The sequence below is a fragment of the Chryseobacterium sp. genome (assembly GCF_029240215.1).
Classification (GTDB): Bacteria; Bacteroidota; Bacteroidia; order Flavobacteriales; family Weeksellaceae; genus Chryseobacterium.
On the sequence record NZ_JARBTK010000001.1, the window covers coordinates 648,738 to 673,474 of the forward strand.

A 24,737-nucleotide genomic window follows, 5' to 3' on the forward strand; every position below is an offset into this window, starting at 1 on the left:
CTTATTAAGCCATAAAACATCTAAATTTGTATAAAATAAGCGATGAAAAAAACTTTTATTCTAGTAGCTGGATTATTATTTTCAGTTTCTGCACAAGCACAGATTTTAGATATTATCAAATCGACCGTTAAAAATCAAACAGGAGTTGATCTCAACAATCCTGTGAAAACGAAAACCTCTACAAATACAACGACTACAACTTCAACCCCTACAAAATCACCTTCTGTAAATATCAGCAGTCTGTCTTCAACTCAGATTTCGTCAGGTTTGAAGGAAGCTTTGAGTTTGGGTGTAACAGAAGGCGTGAAAAAATTGGGTGTAACCGATGGTTTTTTGAAAAATGAAGCCGTAAAGATATTAATGCCTGAAAAATTAAGAGTAATTGATACGAAACTCCGTGAATTCGGATTGGGAAGTCTGGCTGATCAGGGCGTCAAACTATTGAACAGAGCTGCGGAAGATGCTGTCACAGAAGCTGCTCCGATCTTCACAAAAGCGATTACGTCAATGACAATTACCGATGCTAAAAATATTTTGCTAGGAGGAGATAACTCAGCAACAAACTATCTACAGAACAAAACACAGGCTCAACTTTTCACTGCTTTTCAGCCGAAAGTAAAGGCTTCTCTTGGAAAAGTGGGCGCAGATAAGGTCTGGAATAATTTGATTTCTAAATACAATACATTGACAGGAAATGCTGTTTCTACTGATTTAAACGAATACGTTACCAACGAAACAATCAATGGTGTTTTCAAAATGATAGCTGAAAAAGAAACCGGAATCAGGAATAATTCTGTGATGAGGACTACAAGTATTTTGCAGAAAGTTTTTGGAGCGCAAGACGGAAAATAATTTTTCTTTTATAAAGTTAATAAAACAAATTCAATTAATTTTTCTTTTGTCTTGAAACAAAAGAAAAATTAATTCAAGACTTGGAAAATTCCACTAAAAATTAAAATTTAATCCTAAAATTTCCAAAACTCGCGCGGATTAGAGATTTATTTTTTGATTAAAGGTTTATGGCGCGCTTCAAACAGTGGAAATTTTTTAACGGATTAATTTTTAATTTTATTAACGTTCCATTTTCCTATGTCAATAAACTACAAATAAAAAAACCTTGTCGATCGACAAGGTTTTTTTATTAGAACTGCATTTCAGGAATTTCGCCTTCTATGATGAGATCTGCTTCTGTGGATTTTATAATGTGTTCTACGGAAACACCGGGAGCTCTTTCAACAAGCTTGAATCCGGCCGGAGTAACATCTAAAACGGCTAATTCAGTAACCACTTTTTTCACGCAATTGATCCCGGTTAGAGGAAGTGTACATTTTTTTAGGATTTTGCTTTCTCCAGCTTTATTAACGTGCATCATTGCAACGATGATATTTTCAGCTGAAGCTACCAAATCCATTGCGCCACCCATTCCTTTCACCATTTTTCCAGGAATTTTCCAGTTGGCGATGTCTCCGTTTTCTGAAACTTCCATTGCTCCGAGAATGGTCAAGTCAACTTTCTGGCTTCTGATCATCCCAAAACTGAATGCAGAATCGAAAAATGAACCACCTTCTAAAATTGTGATCGTCTGTTTTCCTGCATTAATGACATCTGCATCTTCTTCGCCTTCGAAGGGAAACGGTCCCATTCCTAAAACTCCGTTTTCACTCTGAAACTCTACCGAAAGATTATCCGGAACGTAATTGGCAACCAAAGTCGGAATTCCGATTCCCAAGTTTACATAATATCCGTCTTTTACTTCTTTGGAAATACGTTTTGCTATATCTTCTTTACTTAACATTTTGTTTAATTTGAAAATTTGTTGATATGATAATTTGAAAATTAACAGTCATTTGATTTAAACACAAAGGGCACAAAGATTTTTTTAAACTTCATTCTGTTTTTAAGTCCGCAAAGGCGCTCCACTCAGCAAAGAGCACAGAAGATATTTGTCCCTTTTTTGTAGATAATTTTTAATCTTTTTTTCTCACAGTTCGCTGTTCAATTCTTTTTTCAAATTTTTCTCCCTGGAAGATTCTTTGAATCATAATTCCCGGAATGTGAATCTGGTTAGGATCTAATTCTCCCGGAGCAACCAATTCTTCTACTTCAGCGATGGTAATTTTCCCTGCTCCTGCCATTGGATGATTAAAGTTTCTTGCAGAACCTTTGAAAATTAAGTTTCCTGCGTGATCACCTTTCCAAGCTTTTACAATAGAATAATCTGCGTTGTAAGCGTGTTCCAAAATATGCGGCTTGCCGTTGAAATCTTTCACTTCTTTACCTTGGGCGACTTCAGTTCCGAAGCCTGCAGGAGTATAAAATGCGGGAATTCCGGCTTGTGCGGCTCTGCATTTTTCAGCCAGTGTTCCTTGTGGAGTTAGTTCAACATCCAATTCGCCTGAAAGCATCTGTCTTTCAAATTCTGCATTTTCTCCAACATACGAAGATATCATTTTTTTGATCTGCTTTTTCTGCAACAATAATCCTAAACCAAAATCATCAACTCCGGCATTGTTTGAAATGCAGGTAAGATCTTTTACATCGCTATCTACCAAGGCATTAATTGAATTTTCTGGAATTCCGCAAAGACCGAAACCTCCTAACATCAAGGTCATTCCGTCTTTGATTCCTTGTATCGCTTCAGTAGCATTTTTTACTCTTTTATCTATCATTGTACTGCTTAAAATTTGTGGTCTGAAATTACAATTTTTTTGGGAATTTTCTCAATTTTGTAATCTTTTGATTTGAAAGGCTGTATTTTGCGTGAGGGATGAAAGCGACATCCTTTTTGGGAGTTGCGGCGGCAAAGCCGCCGCAACGGAAATGGAGCGCAGCGGAATGACCGAGTGAAGGACACGTCATGATTACATTTGAAAGTCAAATAGTTATGATTTTGATTAAGCGCACTAGAAAATGAATTCGAAAATGTGAAAATTCTTGAAAATTGTTTCGTAAACTGTTGGCTAACAGAAAAATTTATTTTATTTTTGCAATCTGTTATTCAACCTCTGACGAAGTCCGTGAAAGTTGCTTAGCTTAACACTTTTTATTTTATTAATAATGGATTTATTAAAGTACGTACAAGACAAGTACATTACAAAAAAAGAATTCCCAGAATTCAAAGCTGGTGATACAATCACTGTGTATTACGAGATTAAGGAGGGTCAAAAAACGAGAACTCAGTTCTTCAAAGGAACTGTAATCCAATTGAGAGGAACAGGTTCTACAAAGACTTTTACAATCAGAAAAATGAGTGGTGATGTAGGTGTAGAAAGAGTTTTCCCTATCAACATGCCTGCTCTTCAAAAAATCGAAGTTGACAGAAGAGGTAAAGTTAGAAGATCTAGAATTTACTACTTCAGAGACCTTAGAGGTAAAAAAGCGAGAATTAAAGACGCTGCTTACAAGAAGAAATAATTCAGACAACAACACATACGAAGAGAGGGTTTATCAATTGATAAACCCTCTCTTTATTTTCATATATATTCTTTTGTCTTGAAACAAAAGAACCAAAAGTTCAAGACTGGAAACTCCGGCTAAAAATTGAAATTTAATCCTAAAATTCCCAAAACTTGCGCGCATCAAAACTAATTCTTCGGATCAGAATTTGTGTCGCGCTTCAAACAATGGGAATTTTTTAACGGATTAAATTTCAATTTTCTTAACGCCTCCATTTCCTAAGTCAATTAAAACAGCTTTAATTCTACTTAATAAAATCATACAAAGCACTCCAGAATTTATCGTAGACTTCGATGTGAGGAAGATGTCCTACGTTTTCAAGTTCAACCAGTTTTGATCCTTCAATTTGTTGTTGTGTTTTCCTTCCTAATTCCTGATACTGTCCCATTGTTGGCTGCATTTCTTTTGGAGCTCGGTCTTTTCCAATTGCTGTTCTGTCTCGTGTTCCGATAATTAATAATGTTGGAGTTTTAATGTTTTTAAATTCATAAACGACAGGCTGATTGAAGATGATATCACTCGTTAATGCAGCATTCCAGGCTACTTGAGGATAATCTTTGTGCAATGTCCAGCCTGCTATTAAATCAAGCCACGGTTGGTATTCGGCTTTCCATTTGTTATCGTAATAAAATTTCAGCTGATAATTTTTGTAGCTTTCGGCTGTGTTTTTTAATTCTGACTGATACGCTTCGTCAACAGTCTGATATTTTGCTAAAGTTTTGTAATCTTCTAATCCAATCGGATTTTCTAAAATTAACTTTTCAACCACTTCAGGATACATTAAAGTGAATCTTGTAGCAACCATTCCGCCCATTGAATGTCCTAAAACAATCAATTTATCAATTTTTAAATCATCCAAAATTGCTTTGGTATTACTTGCCAATTGTGCAAATGAAAACTGATAACTCTGCGGTTTTGAAGATTTCCCAAAGCCGATCTGGTCCGGAATTATCACCCTGAAACCTTTATCTGATAAATCTTTTGCCGTTTTTTGCCAATACGCTCCGTTGAAATTTTTTCCGTGAAGAAGCATGATAGTTTTTCCGTTCGATGTTTTAGGTTTTACATCCATATAGGCCATTTTCAAAGTTTGATTTTGGGATTTTAAATCTTTGAAATGAACTTCGTAAGGATATGGATAGTTTGAAAGCGTTGCATCTAAAGGTTTGACCTGTGAAAACATTAAATCTGAAGAAAGAGAAAGCAGCATTGTCACTACAGCATTTTTTAAATATTTCATGAAATTGATTTTAGATACTAAAATTAAAAAAACCACTTCAAAAGAAACGGTTTTAGGATGTTATTTTTAATTTAATTAATATTTTTAAGACATTTCTGCTGTTTTCAATTCTTTTTTGGAGGGCAAATTCATTAAAACGATTGCGAAAAGGATTAATGCGATTCCTGTCCATTGAACGAAAAGTACTTGTTCACCTAACAAAACAAAAGCCATCGTAACAGAAACCGGAAGCTCTAAAGATGAAATGATGCTTCCTAAACCCAAACCTGTATTTGGAAAACCTAGATTAAATAAAATCGGTGGAATTATCGTTCCAAAAAGTGCTAAAATGAATCCATAAGTCCAAAATATTGAATAATCAAACGGACGGATATGTTGTGTATTTTCTGTGAAATTTAAGTAAAAAGATCTTAGTCCTTCAAAATGCAGAGGTCCAATCTGAGCAAAAAAGAGAAATAAAAGCACAATAACCAATCCTCCGGAAAGCATAATAATACTTTTTCTGAGAACTGGTAAATTCGTTGCCAAAGTATTGGAAGTAAACATCGTCATGGTAAATGAAGCCGCTGCCAACAATCCCCAAAATATGCCACGCCAATCGATTTTCACTTCTAAATTAATGATATTTGTGGCTAAAACTGTTCCTATTAAAACAATCAAGGTCGCAATGATCTTTTTAGCATTCGGTAATTTTTTTGTTAAAAAACTCTCGACCACCACACTAAACCAAACCGACTGCATCAAAAGAACAATTGCTATTGATACATTAATGTACTGAACTGATATATAATAAAAAAGACTGGTACAACCTAACGAAGTTCCCGCTAACATCAACATTTTAAATTCTTTGAAACCAGGTGATGATAAAGTTTTTTTTGAGGTAATTGTCTGAATAAAATTTAAAATCAATAATCCCAAAAATCCCATTACAAACTGTGCCGTTGTAACTTCTGAAGTTGTAAATCCTTCTTTGTAAGACATCTTCACAAATGTCGCCAACATCCCGTAAATACTTGCTCCAATACCAACAAATATAACTCCTTTTAAAATATTCTTCTTCTCCATATCATTTTTACAGCCGGCAAATTTACGACATAAAAATGTGATTCAGCAGAAATCTATATTAAATAAAAACCGTTCAGAAATTCCGGGACAATCATATTGATATTTCTAAATTCTATTTTTTAACGATTATTTTTGAAGTAATGTCAATTCCTACACCTTGTAATTTTACTACATAAACTCCGTTCTCAAAGTCTTTTGTGGAAACCAGAATTCTTGAATCCGGTGAAGATCTGTTTTCTGACAACACCAATTTTCCGGACATATCATAAACCTGAACATGAACTTTTCCTATGGTATAATCTTTTAAATAAATGAAAAATTCATCTTTAGCAGGATTAGGATAAATTGCGATCTGACTTCTATCAACAGGAATGTTTGAATTTCCTTCAGTACAATCTCTGGGTATTGAAAAATCTTCAACCTGATCACTGATATTCATTTTGTTACCCGCAGAAGCATTTAAACCTAAACCTCTTTTCGCAAAAGTCTTCCAGATCATACATCGGTTTTCGCCTTTAGTTGTCAACATTTCTGCGGATAAAATTGCATTACGACCGTCTATAAAAGTAGGATTACAAGCCTGTAATTTCAAAGCGTCAGTTACGAGTTGCAGTACTCGTGAGCTTCCACTGTTCATATTAGCAGTCACATCAGATGAATATCCATATTTTGCAGCATATTGCCAATGTAAATCCCACAGCATTGTTGCCCAGACAAATCCTATCTTGTGTACATCAGGAACAATTTCAGAATCTTCTTCGATTTCCATTCCGTTAGTTTTGCCGTACGTATAATCGTTTATAGAAAAATCGGGAGAATATTTTACAGGTCTTAAACCAGCACCATTTGTTGACTGTCCGCTTGCATAGGTTCCTACACTTCTCGGAATATTTGCATTATCATCAGGGCTATTGGTAAGCATTAATGCAAAAAAATCTGACCAGCCTTCACCCATCTGTTCTTTACTTTGAGATTTTAAAAGGCAGGTGTATCCGTTTCCGGTGAGTCTGTTTGATATTCCATGACCGTATTCGTGTGTGATGATTCCGTTGTCAAAACTTCCGTCAGGAGTAACTGCGGTTGCAGGGTCACTTTTTAAAGTTACATTGACTGTGGCTCCATTATTCAATTGAGTTTTGATATATTCACCTTCACTATTGGTAATCAGAACTGAAGGAATAGTGATTGTAGGATCAGTTCCCCCCATAGAAGACGGAAAATTTACAGCAGCAGCATTATTATAGATAATTGCAGCAATTGCTCCTGCATTTTGTGCATTTTTCACTTTCAGAGCAAATGTACATTGCGAACTTCCCCCTCTTTCGATAAGGCCTATTTTTCCTGATAAAGATCCCGATGGTAATGCAGTACAACCATCAATTACAGTTGCTAATACGATATCACCTGTCACCCCAATCCCATTGAGCGGTGGTCCAAACTGAGCTGGATTGGCTTGTGGAACACGAGAAATAGCCGATAACGGAGAATTATAAAAGAAAAATCTGTTGACTGTAAACCAAAGATACATTTGCATCAATGGTTTATTTCCGTCAGAAGGTGTTGTGAAATTGGCATTATTTAATTCTCCTGAATCCTGAGCTTCAGCAATTACATAATCATTTCCTACACCACCTTTTCCAAAATTATTCTGCTGGAAATTTCTTGCCGATTCTGTAAATCCGAATTGATAAAAAATGTCGTGCACTCTATTATTGATATAAAATAAATTGGTGATAGCAGCATTTCGGTTGAACGCAGAAGTAGCGTTGACTGAAAAAGGAAAATTAAAATTCCTATTTGCACCGCCATCCGGAGAAAATCCCGGTTGGTTTGAGTTTGATGTATCTGCATAAGCAAAAACATTATTTCCTCTTGTAATTGTGTAATGATTTGCACCATCAGAATGCCATCCTTCCGGAGATGAAGTCAATACCCAAGGATTGGTAAGAATCGTTCTGTTTCCAAAAGTCGGAGCTTCAATTGGCAGAGGAAATACATTATAGGATGCATTATCCGGCAAAAGTAAATTGGATGTGTTGTATGATTTATTTGAAGATTCAGTAAAATATTCATTTGAATAATCATGACCATAGGCTTCTGGGTGAAAGCTACATGACAAATTTAGATGATCCTTATTTAAAATTTCTCCTGTATTTGCATCGACTAAAATATTCCATGAATTTTTAGATTGCGGTTCGTGAAGGAAAAATTGGTAGGCAAGTTTGAAATTTGAATTTACCTCAACAAAAACTAATTTTTGTTTTGCGAATTTTTTATGATTGGGTTCCGGAGAAGAATTTTCAAGGATAGTATAGCTTTCTATAACATTATTACGTAAAACGGCAGCAATTTTTTCAAGTGCATTTTCTTTACTTAATAGAGCAATATTTGATGTGGAATTATCATAATTTTTTACAAAAGAATCTGAAAAATAAACAATTTTATCATCTTTAATAAGAGCAGTCCCTACTGCATTATAAACAGGATAACCTTTAAATTTTTGCTGAATTTTAATAACCTCTGCTCCCAATGACTTTGATGAATCTATATTATCTATATCAAAATTCATTAAATCTGCTTTTTTAAAATCCTGAATCTGTCTTGTTTGGAAATAATTCGTTATCAGCCTTTTCTGTTGCTGAGAAAACATGAAATAAGGAAGTAAAATAAAAAGTACCAATGCAATTTCAACACTTTTTATTTTAATTTTATTAATAATATGGTGGTTCATGACTTTAGTTATTAATGCTTTATAAAAATATGAACATTTTACGAAATCACGTCTAAAATTTTGTAGAAAGCAATAAGATTTATTGATGATAACTTTCAATAATGTAATAATAATATTTTATATACGATTACTCAACAAAAAAAAGCCACTCCTAAGAGTGGCTTCATATTCTAAAAAACGATCAGAGATTATTTACCTCCTTCCATTTTCTTTTTAAGTTCTGCTAAAACATCGATATCACCAAGAGTTGATCTTTCTTCGTTGTTTGAAGATGATGATGATGTATTAGATCTGTTATTAGATTCTTTTACATTTTTCTTCTCTTCGTCTCTGAAGATACCTGTGTGAGATACCACTACTCTTTTGAATTCTTTGTTGAATTCGATTACTTTGAATTGAGCATCTTCACCTTTTTTGATTTTAGATCCGTCTTCTTTCTCTAATAATCTTGAAGGGCAGAAAGCTTCTACTTCAGCATCTTCGAATTGTACAGAAGCACCTTTATCGTGTACTTCTACAGCTTTACCAGCGTGTACAGTTCCTTCAGCATATTTAGTTTCAAATTTATCCCAAGGGTTTTCTGTCAATTGCTTGTGACCTAGAGATAATCTTCTAGCCTGGATGTCTAGTTCTAGAACTACAACATTCAATTTATCACCTACTGCACAGAATTCTGATGGATGCTTGATTTTCTTAGTCCAAGAAAGGTCTGAGATATAGATCAATCCGTCGATACCTTCTTCCAATTCTACGAATACACCGAAGTTTGTAAAGTTTCTTACAGTTCCAACGTGCTCAGAACCTACCGGATATTTAGCTTCGATATTTTCCCAAGGATCTTTAGATAATTGTTTCATCCCTAAAGAGATTTTTCTGTCTTCTCTGTCAAGAGTAAGTACTTCAGCTTCCACTTCGTCACCTACTTTTACGAAATCTCCTGCGCTTCTCAAATGAGTAGACCAAGACATTTCAGAAACGTGAATTAATCCTTCTACACCTGGAGCGATCTCAACGAATGCACCATAGTCAGCAAGAACTACTACTTTTCCTTTTACTTTATCACCAACTTTCATGTCAGCAGAAAGAGCATCCCAAGGATGAGCTTCTAATTGCTTCATACCCAATTGGATTCTTGTTTTCTCGTCATCAAAGTCAAGGATAACCACTTTCACAGTTTGTCCGTCTTCCAAGATTTCAGATGGATGGTTCACTCTAGACCAAGAAAGGTCTGTAATGTGGATCAATCCGTCTACACCACCAAGATCTACGAATACACCGTAAGAAGTAATATTCTTAACAGTACCTTCAAGAACCTGACCTTTTTCAAGCTGTGCGATGATTTCTTTTTTCTGACCTTCGATATCTGCTTCGATCAATGCTTTGTGAGATACCACTACGTTTTTGAACTCAGGGTTGATTTTCACAACTTTGAACTCCATAGTTTTACCTACGAACTGATCGTAATCTTTAATTGGCTTAACGTCGATTTGAGAACCTGGTAAGAATGCTTCGATACCGTGTACGTCAACGATCATCCCTCCTTTAGTTCTAGATTTTACAAAACCGTTTACGATTTCTCCAGTTTCGTGAAGTTCGTTTACTCTATCCCAAGCTTTAAGCGTTCTAGCTTTTCTGTGAGATAATTGTAACTGTCCTGTTTTGTCTTCTCTTCTGTCTACCATTACTTCAACATCATCACCTACTTTAAGGCCTGGGTTGTAACGGAATTCGTTAAGAGAAATAACACCTTCAGATTTGAAATCGATGTCTACGATAGCTTCTTTGTCAGTCAATCTTACAACTTTACCAGTGATAACGTCGTTATCATTTAAGCTGCTAAGAGATCCGTTATAGATTTCTTCTAGATCGCTTTTTTCTTTTCTAGCATCTGCATCAAGACCAGATTCGAAAGAATCCCAGTCAAATTGTTCTGGTGCTACGTTTTGGTTAAGAATAACCTCTGCTGAATTTGTCTCTTTTGACATTTTCTAATAAAATTTGTATTCCTATTCTTACAGACTTTGGCTTTGCTGTGAATCCTGAAAAATATGGAAGTCGTTAATTGTTAATGTTTTACTTCGCCGAAAGTACGTTCACAAAAGTGAGTGCAAAATTACGAAAAAATTTAATTATGACAATACTTTTTTATATTATTGTTTTATATTTTAAGCTTCTATTTATCAGATATTTATAATTCAGCTTAATTACACTCTCAAAGCATTGATACCTACAAGAGAATTAGCATCTAATAATATTTGTAAAGTTTTGTACGTACTTATAAATAGATTATTCAAAGGTTTTTGACGAGCCATCCAGTAGAATATTAAGTTCAGAAAGTTCCTCATCTGTCAAATCTCTCCATTTCCCTAAAGGAAGATCAAGTTTGATATTCATGATTCTGATACGCTTCAGTTTTTTCACTTCATAACCAAGAAATTCGCACATTCTTCTGATCTGTCTGTTCAAACCTTGTGTCAAAACAATACGGAAAGTCATATCATCAATTCTCTCCACCTCGCATTTTTTGGTAACGGTATCCAAAATAGGAACGCCGTTTCGCATTTTTTCGAGGAATTTTGTATTGAGCGGTTTATCAACTCTTACCAGATATTCTTTTTCGTGATTGTTTTTTCCTCTAAGAATTTTATTGACGATGTCACCGTCGTTCGTCAATAATATCAAACCCTCACTAGGTTTATCTAATCTTCCGATGGGAAAAATTCTTTTTGGATGGTTAATATATTCAATGATATTATCAATCTCACGCTTTGTATCTGTAGTACAAACAATCCCAACGGGCTTGTTGAAAGCAATATAAATAGGTTTATCTTCAGATTCACGAATGGGTTTTCCGTCAACTTCCACCACGTCATCATCAGATATTTTCGTTCCCATTTCGGGTACTTTACCATTGATCGTTATTCTTCCTTCTTCCAAAAGTTTGTCTGCAGCTCTTCTTGAGCAGAAACCAACTTCCGATAGATATTTGTTGATACGTGTTTTTTCCATTAGTCTATTCCTTCTACTGTGTAATTTTTATTACTGAAAATCGTGATTCCATAGCTTATTCCTATAAATACAGCACCTGTATTTCCAAGCTGGGCTCCTTCCAAAAATAAACCTCCCTCCTGGCTAAGTCTTTTTGAATAAGAAACCTGAATACCTGCTTTTAAGCTCCAGAAGTCAGCATTTGAAACAACCGACTTATTAAATTGTCTACCATAGGTAAGATCAATAAAAAAAGCTTCGTCTCCCGGATTAAAAATAACTTTTGGCTGAATCATCCAGTACATTAAATGAAAATTGGGATCTATGTAACTATATTTTAATCCGGTACCGATTGCAAAGTTAGGAAGAAATTGATAACCGCCGATTGCCGAAATTCCGTACATATATTTGTTAGGAAGATAAGGCGCAATATTTTGTTGATAGTCGTAAGAATCTTTGTTCTGATTGTCTTTAATACTATTACCTAAATTATATCCTACGTTCAATGAAGGATTAAAATAGAAATTCATTTTCGGTTTTTTCGATTGACCTACCTGCGAAAATGATTGTAATGAAATCAATAAAAATGATATTAATAATAAATTTCTGATCATAAATTTTCAAATTTGTATTCGTTTTCTAAAAAATCTGTCGTTGCATGTTCTACGTTGTAGTCTCCGGTTTTTGTTCTTCTCAATTGTGTTAAATAAGCACCAACCCCTAATTCTTGACCAATATCGTGAGCCAGACTTCTAATGTAAGTTCCTTTCGAACAACCAACAGTAAAACTTACCAAAGGAAAATTGATTTTTACATCTTTTATATAAGTAATTGTAGTTTTTCTGGATTTCATTTCTATCTCCTGCCCTGCTCTAGCCATATCATAAGCTCTTTTACCATCTATTTTGATGGCAGAGAAAATCGGTGGCGTCTGTTCGATTTCACCTAAAAATTTTTCTAAAGCTTCTTTTACGTTTGTTTCTGTGATATGCGAAATATCCTGTTGAAGAATTTCAGGTTTTTCGGTATCATAAGATTCTGTCTGTGCTCCGACTTTTATCTCCGTCCAATATTCTTTGGGAGCGTCCTGTATTTCCGGAATTTTTTTTGTGAATTTTCCGGTACAGACAATCAAAAGACCAGTCGCTCTCGGATCTAAAGTTCCTGCATGACCGATTTTAAATTTTTTCGGAAGGCCAAACTCACTTTTGAGTTTGTATTTCATTTTATTGACCGCCTGAAAGGAAGTCCAGTCCAGAGGTTTATCTAAAAGAAAGATGTGTCCTTCGAGAAGTTGTTCTGCTGTCATTTTGAGTTGCTTGAGTTAAAAGTTATCAGTTGATTAGTTATTTATTAAATTAATTCTATGCCTTTACGCGTTGAATCTCTCGCAGCCCGACTTGAACGGAGCTCTTTTTGCTGGAGCGAAGCGCAGGCAAAAAAGCGGGAGTGGAAGGCATAAATGAGAAAAAGCAAAGCTTTATCGAAGTTTACGAACGAAGTTCTTAGCTGCCCTAAAAGTTATTTAAACCAATAAAAATAAACCAACAAAGCAATTCCGACAATAATTCTGTACCATCCCCAAGGTTTGAAACCATATTTATTCAGAACACCGATGAATGCTTTGATTGCGATAAGTGCTGTGATAAATGCTACAATATTCCCAACGATAAATATCATGATGTGATCTTGAGATTCAAGAATCATCTCATATCCTTTCATTGGATTTGCAGTTTCTTTACCCCAGGTTTTTACAAAAACTGAATATACCGTTACTGCCAACATTGTAGGAACAGCGAGGAAGAAAGAAAATTCTGCCGCTGCTTTTCTTGTCAAACCCTGTGTCATTCCACCAATGATAGAAGCTGCACTTCTACTCGTTCCGGGCATCATTGCAAGACATTGCCAAAAACCGATGATTACTGCTTTTTTTATAGACAATTCTTTTTCGTCATGAATGACAGGATTTTTGAACCACTTATCCGCAAATAGCAGAACTACACCACCAATAACCAAAACTGACGAAATTGCAATCTGATTTCCTAAAACTGCCTCAATTTTGTCATCAAAAATATATCCTAAAACCAAAGCCGGAATAACAGCAAAACCCAATTTGAAATAAAACTGAAGATTTTTCAGGTCAAAAAACTTTTTCCAATATGCTATTACAACGGATAAAATTGCCCCAAACTGTATGGAAACCTGAAACATTTTAAGAAACTCTGTTTCTTCCAAGCCCATCAAATTGGCTGCAAAACCCATATGAGCGGTTGACGAAATCGGTAAATATTCTGTAAGTCCTTCTACAATCGCAATGATAATTGCTTTGATTAAATCCATTTTTCTTTATTAAAAATTAAAAGATTAAAAAGATTAAAAGATTCAAATTGCATTCAAATCTTTTAACTCTTTAATCTTTATGTCTAAAGTTTTTATTTTCTTTTCAGGATCGCATAAATTTCAATAACGAAACCAATTACAATTAATAATGGTGCGATTCTTATTCTTCTGATTGAAAATATACCGTCGTTCCATGAATTCGGATCTAATTTTCCATCAACTGTATTCGCATCCGGCCCCATCATCAAAAGGAAACCAACAACGATACAAGCCAGACCAATAAGCATCCATTTATAATTTTGCTGTCCGAAATAGAAAGCCTGTTTTTCTGAAACTTCTCTTTCCGTCCCAAAATCTGACGCGGAAAATTTATGTGTTTTTTTGCCCATTTTTTTAAGAATAATATAAGTCGTCAACATTTGATCTCAAGAATCTCCACGTTGCAACGATTGTACTTAATATTGTGATGAAAATACCTACTCCGAAAATTAAAAGAACTAACCAGAAATACTGATTGGTATCTTGTACAAAAGGAGTTTTTATCGTGGTTGTAAAGTAATACCAAAGTCCAGACAATGCCAATAGAGCTAGAATTGCACCTAACAAACCAAGAATCAAAGCTTCTTTGATGAATGGAGTTAAGATAAATCTTCTTTTCGCACCTACAAGCTGCATGGTTTTAATGATAAATCTTTTTGAGAAAACTTTTAGTCTGATTGAATTGTTAATTAAAACAATTGCCAAAACTAAAAACAGAACGCAAAATGCCAAAATCCATTTTAGAATTTTATTTAATTTATCGTAAATCTTCTGAGAATCTGAATCGTTTTTCACATCTACAATTCCGGGAACCGATTTGATCTGAGATAAAACTGCACCGATTTTGGTTGAGTCTGTATATTCAGGTTTTAAGGCAATTTCTACAGAAGCCGGGAAAATATCGTCTTCAAAAAGCGCTTCACTGTTGACACCTAAACTTTTTTTAGCCTCTGCTGAAGCCATTTTCTTAGAAATATATGTGGTACGCTTTACAGACTCCAATTTTTGAATTTGCTGAACTGCTTCCGCTTCCTGCTTTACAATTCTGGCAGAATCTTTCACATCATAATTTTCGTCAAAGTACGCATTTACAACAAGTTGCTCTTTCAGATAGTCAGAGTATTTCTGCGCATTGATCAAAATCAAACCCATTAATCCCAACAAAAATAACACAAGGGCAATACTTATTACAACAGTAATATTGCTAGACCGAAGCCTTTTCTTATTAAACTCTTCTACAGATTTCGCCATTAATATTAAAATTTTTGGCTAAAATAGAAAAATTCTACCGAAATTTGGAACGAATAAGAGAAAATCATTGTTAACGAAATCATAAATAAACTTTGAGTGTAAGAGCAAAAAAACATCTGGGTCAACACTTTTTGACGGATGAAAACATCGCAAAAAATATTGTAGAAGGCTTAAGTTACGAAAACTACAACAACGTCATGGAAGTGGGACCTGGAATGGGTGTGCTTACCAAATATCTTTTGGATAAAGAACAGACCATTTATCTGGCTGAAATTGATACAGAATCTATAGATTATCTTAAAAAAAATTATGCTAAAGCTACAGAAGAAACCTTCGTAGGAGATTTCCTGAAGCAGGATTTTAACTTTATCAATAATGAGCAAATTGCCATAATCGGTAATTTTCCATATAATATTTCGTCACAGATTTTATTTAAAATCATTGACTATTATCAAATTGTTCCTGAGATGGTAGGAATGTTCCAAAAGGAAGTTGCCGAAAGAACTGCTGCTGTTCCGAGAACTAAAGATTACGGAATTTTGTCTGTTTTGGTACAGGCATATTATGATGTGACTTATCTTTTTACAGTTCATGAAAATGTATTCAATCCGCCACCGAAAGTAAAATCTGGTGTTATCAGACTGACGAGAAATCCGAAAAAAGGTTTGGTTGGAAATGAAATTCTTTTTAAGCAAATCGTAAAAGCAGGTTTCGGACAAAGAAGAAAAAAATTATCCAACTCATGGAAAGTTCTGAATATTCCTGAAGCCTTAAAAACTCACGAATTTATGGATAAAAGAGCTGAAGAATTAAGTGTAGAAGATTTTATTCACTTCACTCAACTTTGGAAAGAAAATCAATAAACAGCAATTCATTTAATGATTTTAGCATAACATAACAAAATAGCCTTTCAGATTTGAAAGGCTATTTTTATTGATATCTGTTTTAAGATTATTCTCTGTTTTTCAACATGATCCATCCAGACCTGTTCATTTGTACTTTAGACTTCTTGTACTCGAAGTTGAATTTGTACCAATATGTTGCTGTTGGTAGTCTTTTTCCTGATACAGTTCCATCCCAGATTGGTCTTTCTTTTGAGAATCTGAAAATCTCAACACCATATCTGTCATAGATTGATCCTGTGAAATTATTGAAGTCTTTCAGGTTAGTAAGATCCAATACATCATTCACACCATCCTGATTTGGAGTAATAACATTGTTAATTGCCAATGTAAAGAATTCAACTGCCCCCACACAACTTGTCCCTTTTATTCTCACCTGAACGTTGTATGTCGTATTATCCGTAAGATTGGTAAATACATTAGAATCTTGCCAATTGATCCCATCAACAGAATACTCTAACGTTCCGTAAATATTATTTATGGAAGGATTGGTAGCAATCGCTGTCAACGTATTGTTTTCGTAACTAAGATTGGTAAAGAACGGTGATGATGCACCATGTACTTTAACCGTGAAAAGTTTCTGACAAATACCATTATTAATTGTTACGGTATAAATTCCTAACTGAGTTGCTACAATGGTCTGAGTTTCTGCACCCGTATTCCAAACATAAGAATAATTGGTTCCCGCTCCTGCATCTAAAACGATTGTATCACCAATACACATTTCTACATCCAATAAAGGTGAAGTGATTTCCGGTACAACCTCAACAGTAATTTTTGCAGGTAAAAGAGATTGACATCCTTTTGCTCCGATTGCATAAACAGTAAATGTTGTGGTCTGATAAACAGGAATAGTTTGGGTATTGCCATTTCCTGTAAAATTATCCCACAAATAAGTTACACCACCGGTAGCGGTAAGCGTCACAGATTCACCAGGGCATACTCTGATTCTTGAAGAGGTAAGTCCTGCAATTGGGGTAACTTCTCTAATTAGCGTTAACTTAATAGTCTTACTACAGAAACCTCCGTCTGAAACTACCACATATAAAATCTGTCCGTCTGTTCCATTATAATTGGCTGGATTTTGAATAAAATTAGCATTTTGAGCTATTGCATCTGCCTGATTTACATAAAACCTGAAAACAGCATTTGGTGTTGGACTTATTAATGGTTTTGCATTATTTAAATCAAATGTTGTAATATCCGGCGTACTACACAGTCGGAATGACGCATCCTGAGCTAAAGGTGTAGTTCCACCGTTAATTTTGATTGTAGCTGTTCCCGGACAAGGATTTCCCGGAACGGTTACTTCAATCATATAATTTCCAGGTTGTACAGCTGTAACAACATTCGTTGTTGCTCCCGGAATAGGAGTTCCATTCAAAAACCACTGATATAATAAGTTAGGATCACTTACAGATGCAGTAATCACTTGCGGTACATTATCACAAACATTAATTTCTTCAGGTAACTGAGCTCCTGAAGGATCTAATAACTCTACACCGATATTGAAAGAACCTCCTTCTAAAAACACAGCAGTATCATAAGATGAATCTGCACCAAAAGGTCCAAAATCAGCTACAACCATTTTAAAATGATAAGACTGACCCGGAACTACAGTAGCTGTTGCAGTTAAAGGAACTGTTCTACCATAAAAATTCGTTTCAATGTTTGCTGTGTTATAACCACCAAAATATTGCGGATTTACAGCAGCACAAGTTGTACCTATTTGAGGCCGAATATTCGTAACACTTACAGGACCGGCACCTGCCGGTAAAACAGCCATATTTACATAAGGTCCACCAGTAGAAGGTCTTAGAAGCAATGCAAATGCATCCGCATAACTACAAGGAAAAGTCCCAGTATATTCTTCTGAAGCCAACAAATAATTGAATTTAATTTGAGAAGTTGTCGGTGTAAAATCAAATTCCAATATTGCAGAATTAGTAAGTACACCCGAAGCTCCAATTGCAGTTGCCAAGTCAGGATCAGTTCCTCCTGTATTATTATCACTTAAATTTCCTTCTAAGGTATTTCCCGCTTTTCTGGCAAAACCTGTAGACAGTACAATTCCATCCTTGAAGGGAAAATTCGTTGTTCCCTGATGAAAATATCCCCAAGCTCTGTCTGCAAATGTCACAGCCTGATTAGGAGTAACAGTAACATTAGAAACTGTAGGAGTAACACAAGTATTTGTACCAGATGAAATCAGAACATCTTTCACCAATTGTAAAGGCGAATAAGATGATGCAGGATAAGTAGGCACATTAACATCTATGAAAACGCCTGCTTTTTTTGACAATTCAGAAAAGGTTTCTTTAGCAGGTTTTCTAGATTGGGTAGCTTGTGAAAAAAGAAAATTTGAATTTAATAAGAATAATGAAAACAACAGTATATATCTCTTCATAATAATTTTTGTTTCAACAAATTTAGTTTTTTTTTACATAAATGCCATTAATAACTCATATTTTTAACATAAAAAAGTCTTCCAAGCGGAAGACTTTAAATTTTATTTAATTTCTATTTTTAAGTAAAATCCATCCCGATTTTAATTCGAGTTTTTTACTTGCAGGATTTTCCCATTGAACTCTATACCAATATGTTGCGGTTGGCAAGTTTATTCCTTTTAGTGAACCATCCCATCTCACATTAGATTTATCGGCTTTAAATAATTCCGCTCCGTATCTGTCAAAAATTGATGCCGCAAAACTTTTGTAATTACTGATTCCGCTAAAGTCTATATAGTCGTTCACACCATCACTATTCGGAGTAATTGCATTACTTATAACAAATGTAAAATACTGCAATGAATTACCACATTTCGCATCTTTTACTTTTACAAAAATAGTATAATTGGTATTGTTTAAAACATTATAAAATATGTTAGATGGCTGCCAAGTAATACCTCCATCAATTGAGTATTCTAAAACTCCGCCCGTAGGATTTGTTGCCGAAATTGTAAGTACATTATTTTCAAACACGACATTCGTAAACTGAGGAAGATCAGGATTAATCAACTGTGCAGTAAATAATTTTGAACAAGTTCCGTTACTGATTGTTACAGAATATGATCCCGGAACATTGGTTGAGATCGTCTGCGTAGTCGCACCGGTACTCCACAAATAAGTATAATTTGGTCCTGCTCCCGCATCTAAGATTCCATTATCACCGGCACAGGCATATACATCTTGTAATGTAGAAACAATTGCAGGAACAACTTCTATGGTTATAGTTGCAGGAGTATTAGATACACAACCATTTCCTCCTAATGCAAATACTGAATAAGTTGTAGTAACAGAAGGAGTAACAACCTGAGTGTTACCATTTCCTGTAAGACCTACCCAATTATATGTAAACCCTCCACTTGCAGTCAATGTTACAGATTCACCTGCACATATTTTACTTTTTGAAGCAGCAACAATAGCGGTTGGTGGTCCTACAACAATTGTAATAGTGGCAGGATTAGCAGAGATACAACCATTTGTTCCTACTGCGAAAACAGTATAAGTTGTATTTGTAGTTGGAGAAACTGTTTGTGTTGGTCCATTTCCCGTAAGACCATTACCCCAATTATACGTTGCACCCCCTGAAGCCGTCAAAGTAACAGATTCTCCGGGACAGATTTGCTGGAATGTAGATGTTAAATTTGCTACCGGCAAAACTTTATCCTGAATAACTGTTACAGTTGCTGTAAATGTACAAGTTAAATTTGCTGGTTGTGTTACATTAGTAACCGTTAAAGTATATGTTCCTGCTGCGTTAACGACAGGGCTTAAAGTATTTCCTCCTGAAACAATATTTCCTCCTGTAGTCGTCCATGAAATTGTAGAACCTGCCGGTATTACCGATGCTGAAGCATTTAAAGTTACCTGAGCCGTTGTACAGGTAATAGTTTGAGGAGCAGCAATCGTTAATGTTGTAGCTGCTGTGGTTAATAACTGAAGTGTTACAACATACTTACATCCACCGTTGCTGACCAAAACATAAATCGTTTGATTTCCTGGACTTTGAAATGTAGTAGGTGTTGTAATGTTGCTTGTATTTCCTGCATTTGCATCTGCCTGATTGACATAATATGTAAATGTAATACCCGACGTAGCTGTGGTTATCTGGCTTTGAGCCGATGTAAGATCATAAGTAATATTTCCCTGTTGGTAACATTTTAAAAGACTTGCATTTTGAGCGGTAAAAGGTTGCGAAACCTGAATCGTAATAGTTGCCGGAGAAGTTGATACACATCCGTTTGCTCCAACTGCCGTTACAGAATATGTTGTAGTTATGGCTGGAGTTACAGTTTGAGTTGCTCCATTACCTGTGAGAGCTGTCCAATTATAAGTTGTACCTCCTGTTGCCGTTAAAGTGACAGATTCTCCTGCACAAATGATTAGTTTATTAGCTGCAAGTCCTGTTGCTGGTGGTGCGCTGTCTCCCACTACAGTTACATTGGCTGTTCCTGTACAGGTAACATTTCCTGCGAAAGTATTCGAAATCGTCAGTGTATATGTTCCAGCCGCATTGACGATAGGATTTAAAGTTGTGCCACCTGATACAATATTTCCTCCCGTGGTTGTCCATGCAAATGTAGAACCTGTAGGATAAACTGAGGCTGAAGCATTTAATGTAACCTGAGTATTTGTACATGTTAATGTAGCAGGTGTTGCTATTGTTGGTGTGATTTCTGCCGCTTTCACTAATTGTAACTGTGCAACTTTGGAACAGAATCCGCTTTTTACTAAAACATAAATTGTCTGATTTCCTGCACTTGAAAAAGTAGTAGGAGCAGCAATTGTACTTGTATTTCCTGCATTGGCATCTGCCTGATTTAAATAATATGAGAATGTAGCGCCTGGTGTTGTACTTATTGAAGCCTGAGCTGATGTTAAGTTAAAAGTTGCATTTCCGGCAGTATAACAACTTGTCAATGTAGCATTTTGTACTATTGGTGATGTTCCGCCAACAATCGTTATGGTGGCTTTACCCGGACAAGAATTTCCCGGAATCGTCACTTCTACAGAATAAACACCCGGTTGCGTTGCTGTGTAAGAAGCATTTGTTTCTCCTGGTATCGGGTTGGTTCCTAAAAACCACTGATAGGTTGCATTTGGAATCTGAGTTGATGCTGTAAAAGTCTGAGGTTCATTATCACAAACATTGATTGATGCCGGAAGCTGAACTCCTGTTGGTCCCAAAATCTGAACACCTATATCAAAAGAACCAGCTTCTAAGAAAACACCAGAGTCGAAAGCCGCATCCTGATAATCTGCTAAAACCATTTTAAAGTGATAAGTCTCACCAGGAATAACTGTCGCTTTAGCAGTAAGGGGAACTGTTCTTCCACTAAAATTTGTTTCTATTGCTGTTGTATTATATCCTGCAAAATAGGCTGCATTAGATGCTCCACAAGCTAATGGTGATCCGTCAAATTCATTAGCCGGATGAATATTGGTAACACTCACAGGTGTACCATTTGGTAAAACTGCTAAATTAGTATAAGTAGGATCAGTCGATTTTTTCAACAATAGAGCAAAACCATCACCGATGGTACAAGGGTAGTTGTTTTCATACTCTTCAGAAGCGAATAAATATCTAAACGTAACTTCGGTGGAACTAGGAACAAAGTCAAACTCAATATATGTAGCATCTTTTAAATTTCCGTTTGAAATTCCTAAAGCCGTTGCCAAATCAATATCTCCCTGTACAGGAACACCATCACTTAGCTCACCTGCCTGAAAAACATTCCCGGCTTTTCTTGCATGTCCGGTAGTTAATATAATACCTTTATCAAAAGGAAAGTTGGTTGTACCTTTATTAAAAAACCCCCACGTTCTTGCCTGATTGCTTACTGCTAAATTTGGTGATACAACAACATTCGTTACATTAGCTGTGGAACACGTAGATCCGCCGGCAATAAGAACATCTTTCACCAACTGCGTAATGCTGTAAGAAGATTCGGGATAATTAGTTGTATTTACATCTATAAAAGCGCCCGCTTTCATTGTTTGAGAAGAAGCTTTCTGCATACTTTTACCTCTTTCCCTAGTCTGAGAAAATGTAAAATTTCCAATAAGAACTAAAAACAGAGCCAAAAATAAACTTCCTGCACTTTTATTTAACATTTTGTATTATTTTTAACAAAAATACTATTTTTTTTGATTTAAATTTAATTCAAAAATATTTATATTATTATTAACACAAATTGAGGAGTGGTAAATAAGCAATTTCATTATTCAAATACTGAAAACAAAAAAGACCGATAGCTTATCGGTCTTTTTCAATATGTAATAAAAATTTATTCAAAATTCTTAAGTAAAATCCATCCAGTTTTTACTGTGAGTTTTTTAGTCGCTGGATCTTCAAATGTTACCTGATACCAATACGATGATGTCGGTAATTTTTTACCCTGGAAGAACCCGTCCCAGAAAGGTCTTGTTTTTTCAGCTTTAAATACTGCTTTACCATATCGGTCTGAAATTACTGCCTGGAAATCTTTAAGATCGCTGATTCCTCTGAAATCAATCATATCATTCACGTTATCACCATTTGGAGTAATTACGTTCTTCATAACAAATGTGAAATATTCTAAGAAACCAATACAACTTGTATTTTTTACTTTAACTCTGATAGAAATCAGTGTATTATTGGGAACATTTGTGAATACGTTTGAAGATTGCCATGTAACACCATTATCATTGGAGTATTCTAATTGTCCGTTACTCGGATTGCTTGCTGTCACCACCATCGTTCCTGATTCATTATAATCTACTTTTATGATTTGAGGAATAATTGCCTGAAAAACCTGAGTAGTATAAACTTTAGAGCAAACACCATTACTAATAGTTACAGAATATATTCCTGGTAATTCTGCAGCAACTGTTTGTGCAGTTTCACCGTTATTCCATTGGTAAGAATAATTAGGACCTGCTCCTGCATCCAGAGTAATTCTGTCACCAACGCAAATGAATCCTCCTGTAAGATTGGAAGTAATCGCCGGAACCACTTCTACAGTAACTGAAGCTGGCTGTAAAGATTTACATCCCTGAGCACCAATAGCATACACTGTGTACGTTGTAGTCTGTGTCGGAGAAACCGTACGTACTGCACCTGTCCCGGAAAAACCTTCCCATTCGTAGGTTACACCACCAGAAGCTGTTAAAGTAACTGATTCTCCTACACAAATTTTTAACTTCGTAGAAGTGACAGCAGCTGTCGGTGTTTCTTCTTTTCTTAAAGTTAACGTAGCTACTTTAGAACAGAAAGCTCCGTTTGAAACATTTACATAAATAACCTGTCCATCATTTCCGTTAAATGCAGTGGTACTGGTTATATTGCTGTTATTTCCCGCTACGGCATCTGCCTGAGCTAAATAAAATTTGAAAACCGCTCCGGTTGTTGTACTGATAAGTGGTTTGACAGAGTCTAAATTAAATGTAAAATTACTTGGCGTTGTACAAATTTTTAAAGTTGCATTTTGCACAACCGGACTTGTACCACCTATTATCGTTACTTTTGCTTCTCCCGGACAATTTCCACCCGGTACTGTAACTTTTACCGTATATACACCTGGTGAAGTAGCAGTATAAGTAATATTAGTAGCTCCCGGAATAGCTACATTATCTTTAAACCATTGAAAGGTCATACCCGGAGTTGCAACTACCTGAGCTTTCAGAATCTGTGGTGTATTATCACATATATTGAGGGTTTCCGGTAACGGATTTCCTGCACTATCAACAATACTAATTCCAATATCGAAAGACCCAGCCTCCAAGAAAACAGCAGAATCATGAGTTCCGTCATTATCATCAGCCATTACCATCTTAATATGGTAAGATTGTCCCGGTATTACAGTTGCAGAAGCTGTTAAAGGAACCGTTCTTCCAAAAAGGTTGGTTTGGTTATCAGGGGATGATGTCTCATAATATTGTGCATTAATTGGACCGCAAGAAAAACTTGCAGGTACAATATTTGTAGCAGTAACAAGTCCCGCACCTCCAGGTAAAATAGCAAGATTGGTATATGTACCTCCCGCTGTATTTGGTTTTAATAAAAGAGCAAAAGCATCTTCATAACCTGAACAAGGGAATCCACCATCATACTCTTCTGAAGCAAAAATATAATTAAACGTCATTTGTGAACTCGACGGTACAAAATCAAACTCTAAAATTACAGCATCTTCCAAATCAAGCGTACTGCCAGCTAAAGCAGCTTCTAAATCTGCATCAGTACCTGTTGTAAGATCAACACCAAGTTGTCCTTCAGGAGTATTTCCTGCCAGACGTGCTGTACCTGTTGTCAGTACAATACCATCAGTGAAAGGGAAATTTGAAGTACCTTTATGAAAATAACCCCAAAATCTCTCATTGTCAGTTACAGGCTGAACCGGTGAAATTGTAACATTAGAAATATTCGGTGTCCCACATGAGGATGAGCCTCCAACTAAAACATTTGTAACCAATTGCGTCGGAGTATAAGTAGACCCAACATATGGAGTTACATTTACGTCTATCAAATCACCAGCCTTAGCTGACGACGATGGAATCGTATTTTTTGCTGATTCCAATCTTTTTTGCTTTACTGTTTGCCCATAAGAAAAGGCGCTAGTGAGGAATAACAGAAAGAAAATTAACCTAAAGTAATTCTTTATTCGATATTTTAACATTTTATTATTGTTTGCTCAAAAATAATAAAAATAAATCTAAAACATTAAGATTTAAAGTATCTATTTATA

General features: G+C 35.5%; 18 protein-coding genes. 3 read left to right on the top strand and 15 right to left on the bottom strand.

Annotation, left to right across the window (positions count from 1 at the left end; all coding sequences use genetic code 11):
- The first annotated feature begins 42 nt into the window (after positions 1–42).
- Positions 43–852, top strand: coding sequence for a DUF4197 domain-containing protein (locus K0R77_RS02905; protein ID WP_300347239.1), 810 nt, complete (start codon positions 43–45; stop codon positions 850–852).
- 289 nt (positions 853–1,141) lie between these two features.
- Here K0R77_RS02905 and K0R77_RS02910 read toward each other — a convergent pair whose 3' ends face one another.
- Positions 1,142–1,795: a CoA transferase subunit B gene (locus K0R77_RS02910; protein ID WP_129534196.1), complete on the bottom strand. Its 654-nt coding sequence runs from the start codon at positions 1,793–1,795 to the stop codon at positions 1,142–1,144.
- Positions 1,796–1,967: 172 nt separating this feature from the next.
- Complete coding sequence (locus K0R77_RS02915; RefSeq protein ID WP_300347242.1) at positions 1,968–2,669, bottom strand: CoA transferase subunit A; 702 nt, start codon at positions 2,667–2,669, stop codon at positions 1,968–1,970.
- 388 nt (positions 2,670–3,057) lie between these two features.
- On the opposite strand from K0R77_RS02915, the gene rplS reads away from it, so the two are divergent.
- Positions 3,058–3,414, top strand: coding sequence for a 50S ribosomal protein L19 (gene rplS / locus K0R77_RS02920; RefSeq protein WP_007846341.1), 357 nt, complete (start codon positions 3,058–3,060; stop codon positions 3,412–3,414).
- A 286-nt stretch (positions 3,415–3,700) separates the two neighbouring features.
- Here rplS and K0R77_RS02925 read toward each other — a convergent pair whose 3' ends face one another.
- From K0R77_RS02925 to K0R77_RS02970, 10 genes are all read right to left on the bottom strand, one after another.
- Positions 3,701–4,696: an alpha/beta hydrolase gene (locus K0R77_RS02925; RefSeq protein ID WP_300347252.1), complete on the bottom strand. Its 996-nt coding sequence runs from the start codon at positions 4,694–4,696 to the stop codon at positions 3,701–3,703.
- An 84-nt stretch (positions 4,697–4,780) separates the two neighbouring features.
- The gene (locus K0R77_RS02930) at positions 4,781–5,761 is read right to left on the bottom strand and encodes a DMT family transporter (RefSeq protein ID WP_300347255.1); all 981 of its coding nucleotides are present in this window, start codon (positions 5,759–5,761) and stop codon (positions 4,781–4,783) included.
- 112 nt (positions 5,762–5,873) lie between these two features.
- The gene (locus K0R77_RS02935) at positions 5,874–8,492 is read right to left on the bottom strand and encodes a T9SS-dependent M36 family metallopeptidase (protein ID WP_300347257.1); all 2,619 of its coding nucleotides are present in this window, start codon (positions 8,490–8,492) and stop codon (positions 5,874–5,876) included.
- A gap of 188 nt (positions 8,493–8,680) precedes the next feature.
- Positions 8,681–10,477, bottom strand: coding sequence for a 30S ribosomal protein S1 (rpsA, locus tag K0R77_RS02940; protein ID WP_300347259.1), 1,797 nt, complete (start codon positions 10,475–10,477; stop codon positions 8,681–8,683).
- A gap of 301 nt (positions 10,478–10,778) precedes the next feature.
- Entirely contained in the window at positions 10,779–11,501 is a 723-nt protein-coding gene (gene rluF, locus K0R77_RS02945) for a 23S rRNA pseudouridine(2604) synthase RluF (RefSeq protein ID WP_300347265.1), read from the bottom strand.
- Positions 11,501–12,010, bottom strand: coding sequence for a hypothetical protein (locus tag K0R77_RS02950; RefSeq protein WP_300347271.1), 510 nt, complete (start codon positions 12,008–12,010; stop codon positions 11,501–11,503). The genes rluF and K0R77_RS02950 overlap by 1 nt, the downstream gene beginning before the upstream one ends.
- 80 nt (positions 12,011–12,090) lie before the next feature.
- Positions 12,091–12,789, bottom strand: a complete 699-nt coding sequence (truB, locus tag K0R77_RS02955; protein ID WP_300347279.1) for a tRNA pseudouridine(55) synthase TruB — start codon at positions 12,787–12,789, stop codon at positions 12,091–12,093.
- Positions 12,790–13,001: 212 nt separating this feature from the next.
- Complete coding sequence (locus K0R77_RS02960; protein ID WP_300347284.1) at positions 13,002–13,820, bottom strand: undecaprenyl-diphosphate phosphatase; 819 nt, start codon at positions 13,818–13,820, stop codon at positions 13,002–13,004.
- A 92-nt stretch (positions 13,821–13,912) separates the two neighbouring features.
- A complete protein-coding gene (locus K0R77_RS02965; protein ID WP_300347289.1) occupies positions 13,913–14,209 on the bottom strand; it encodes a DUF3098 domain-containing protein in 297 nt (98 codons plus the stop codon).
- 4 nt (positions 14,210–14,213) lie between these two features.
- Positions 14,214–15,110 (bottom strand): permease-like cell division protein FtsX, encoded by an 897-nt coding sequence (locus tag K0R77_RS02970; RefSeq protein WP_300347299.1) that lies wholly within the window; start codon positions 15,108–15,110, stop codon positions 14,214–14,216.
- Between the two features lie 92 nt (positions 15,111–15,202).
- Between K0R77_RS02970 and rsmA the strand changes: the two genes are divergently transcribed.
- Positions 15,203–15,973: a 16S rRNA (adenine(1518)-N(6)/adenine(1519)-N(6))-dimethyltransferase RsmA gene (gene rsmA, locus K0R77_RS02975; RefSeq protein WP_300347306.1), complete on the top strand. Its 771-nt coding sequence runs from the start codon at positions 15,203–15,205 to the stop codon at positions 15,971–15,973.
- A gap of 88 nt (positions 15,974–16,061) precedes the next feature.
- Here rsmA and K0R77_RS02980 read toward each other — a convergent pair whose 3' ends face one another.
- From K0R77_RS02980 to K0R77_RS02990, 3 genes are all read right to left on the bottom strand, one after another.
- Positions 16,062–18,419, bottom strand: coding sequence for a choice-of-anchor L domain-containing protein (locus K0R77_RS02980; protein WP_300347315.1), 2,358 nt, complete (start codon positions 18,417–18,419; stop codon positions 16,062–16,064).
- 106 nt (positions 18,420–18,525) lie between these two features.
- Entirely contained in the window at positions 18,526–22,128 is a 3,603-nt protein-coding gene (locus K0R77_RS02985; RefSeq protein WP_300347323.1) for a choice-of-anchor L domain-containing protein, read from the bottom strand.
- A gap of 173 nt (positions 22,129–22,301) precedes the next feature.
- Positions 22,302–24,569 (bottom strand): choice-of-anchor L domain-containing protein, encoded by a 2,268-nt coding sequence (locus K0R77_RS02990; protein WP_300347329.1) that lies wholly within the window; start codon positions 24,567–24,569, stop codon positions 22,302–22,304.
- Positions 24,570–24,737 lie beyond the last annotated feature (168 nt).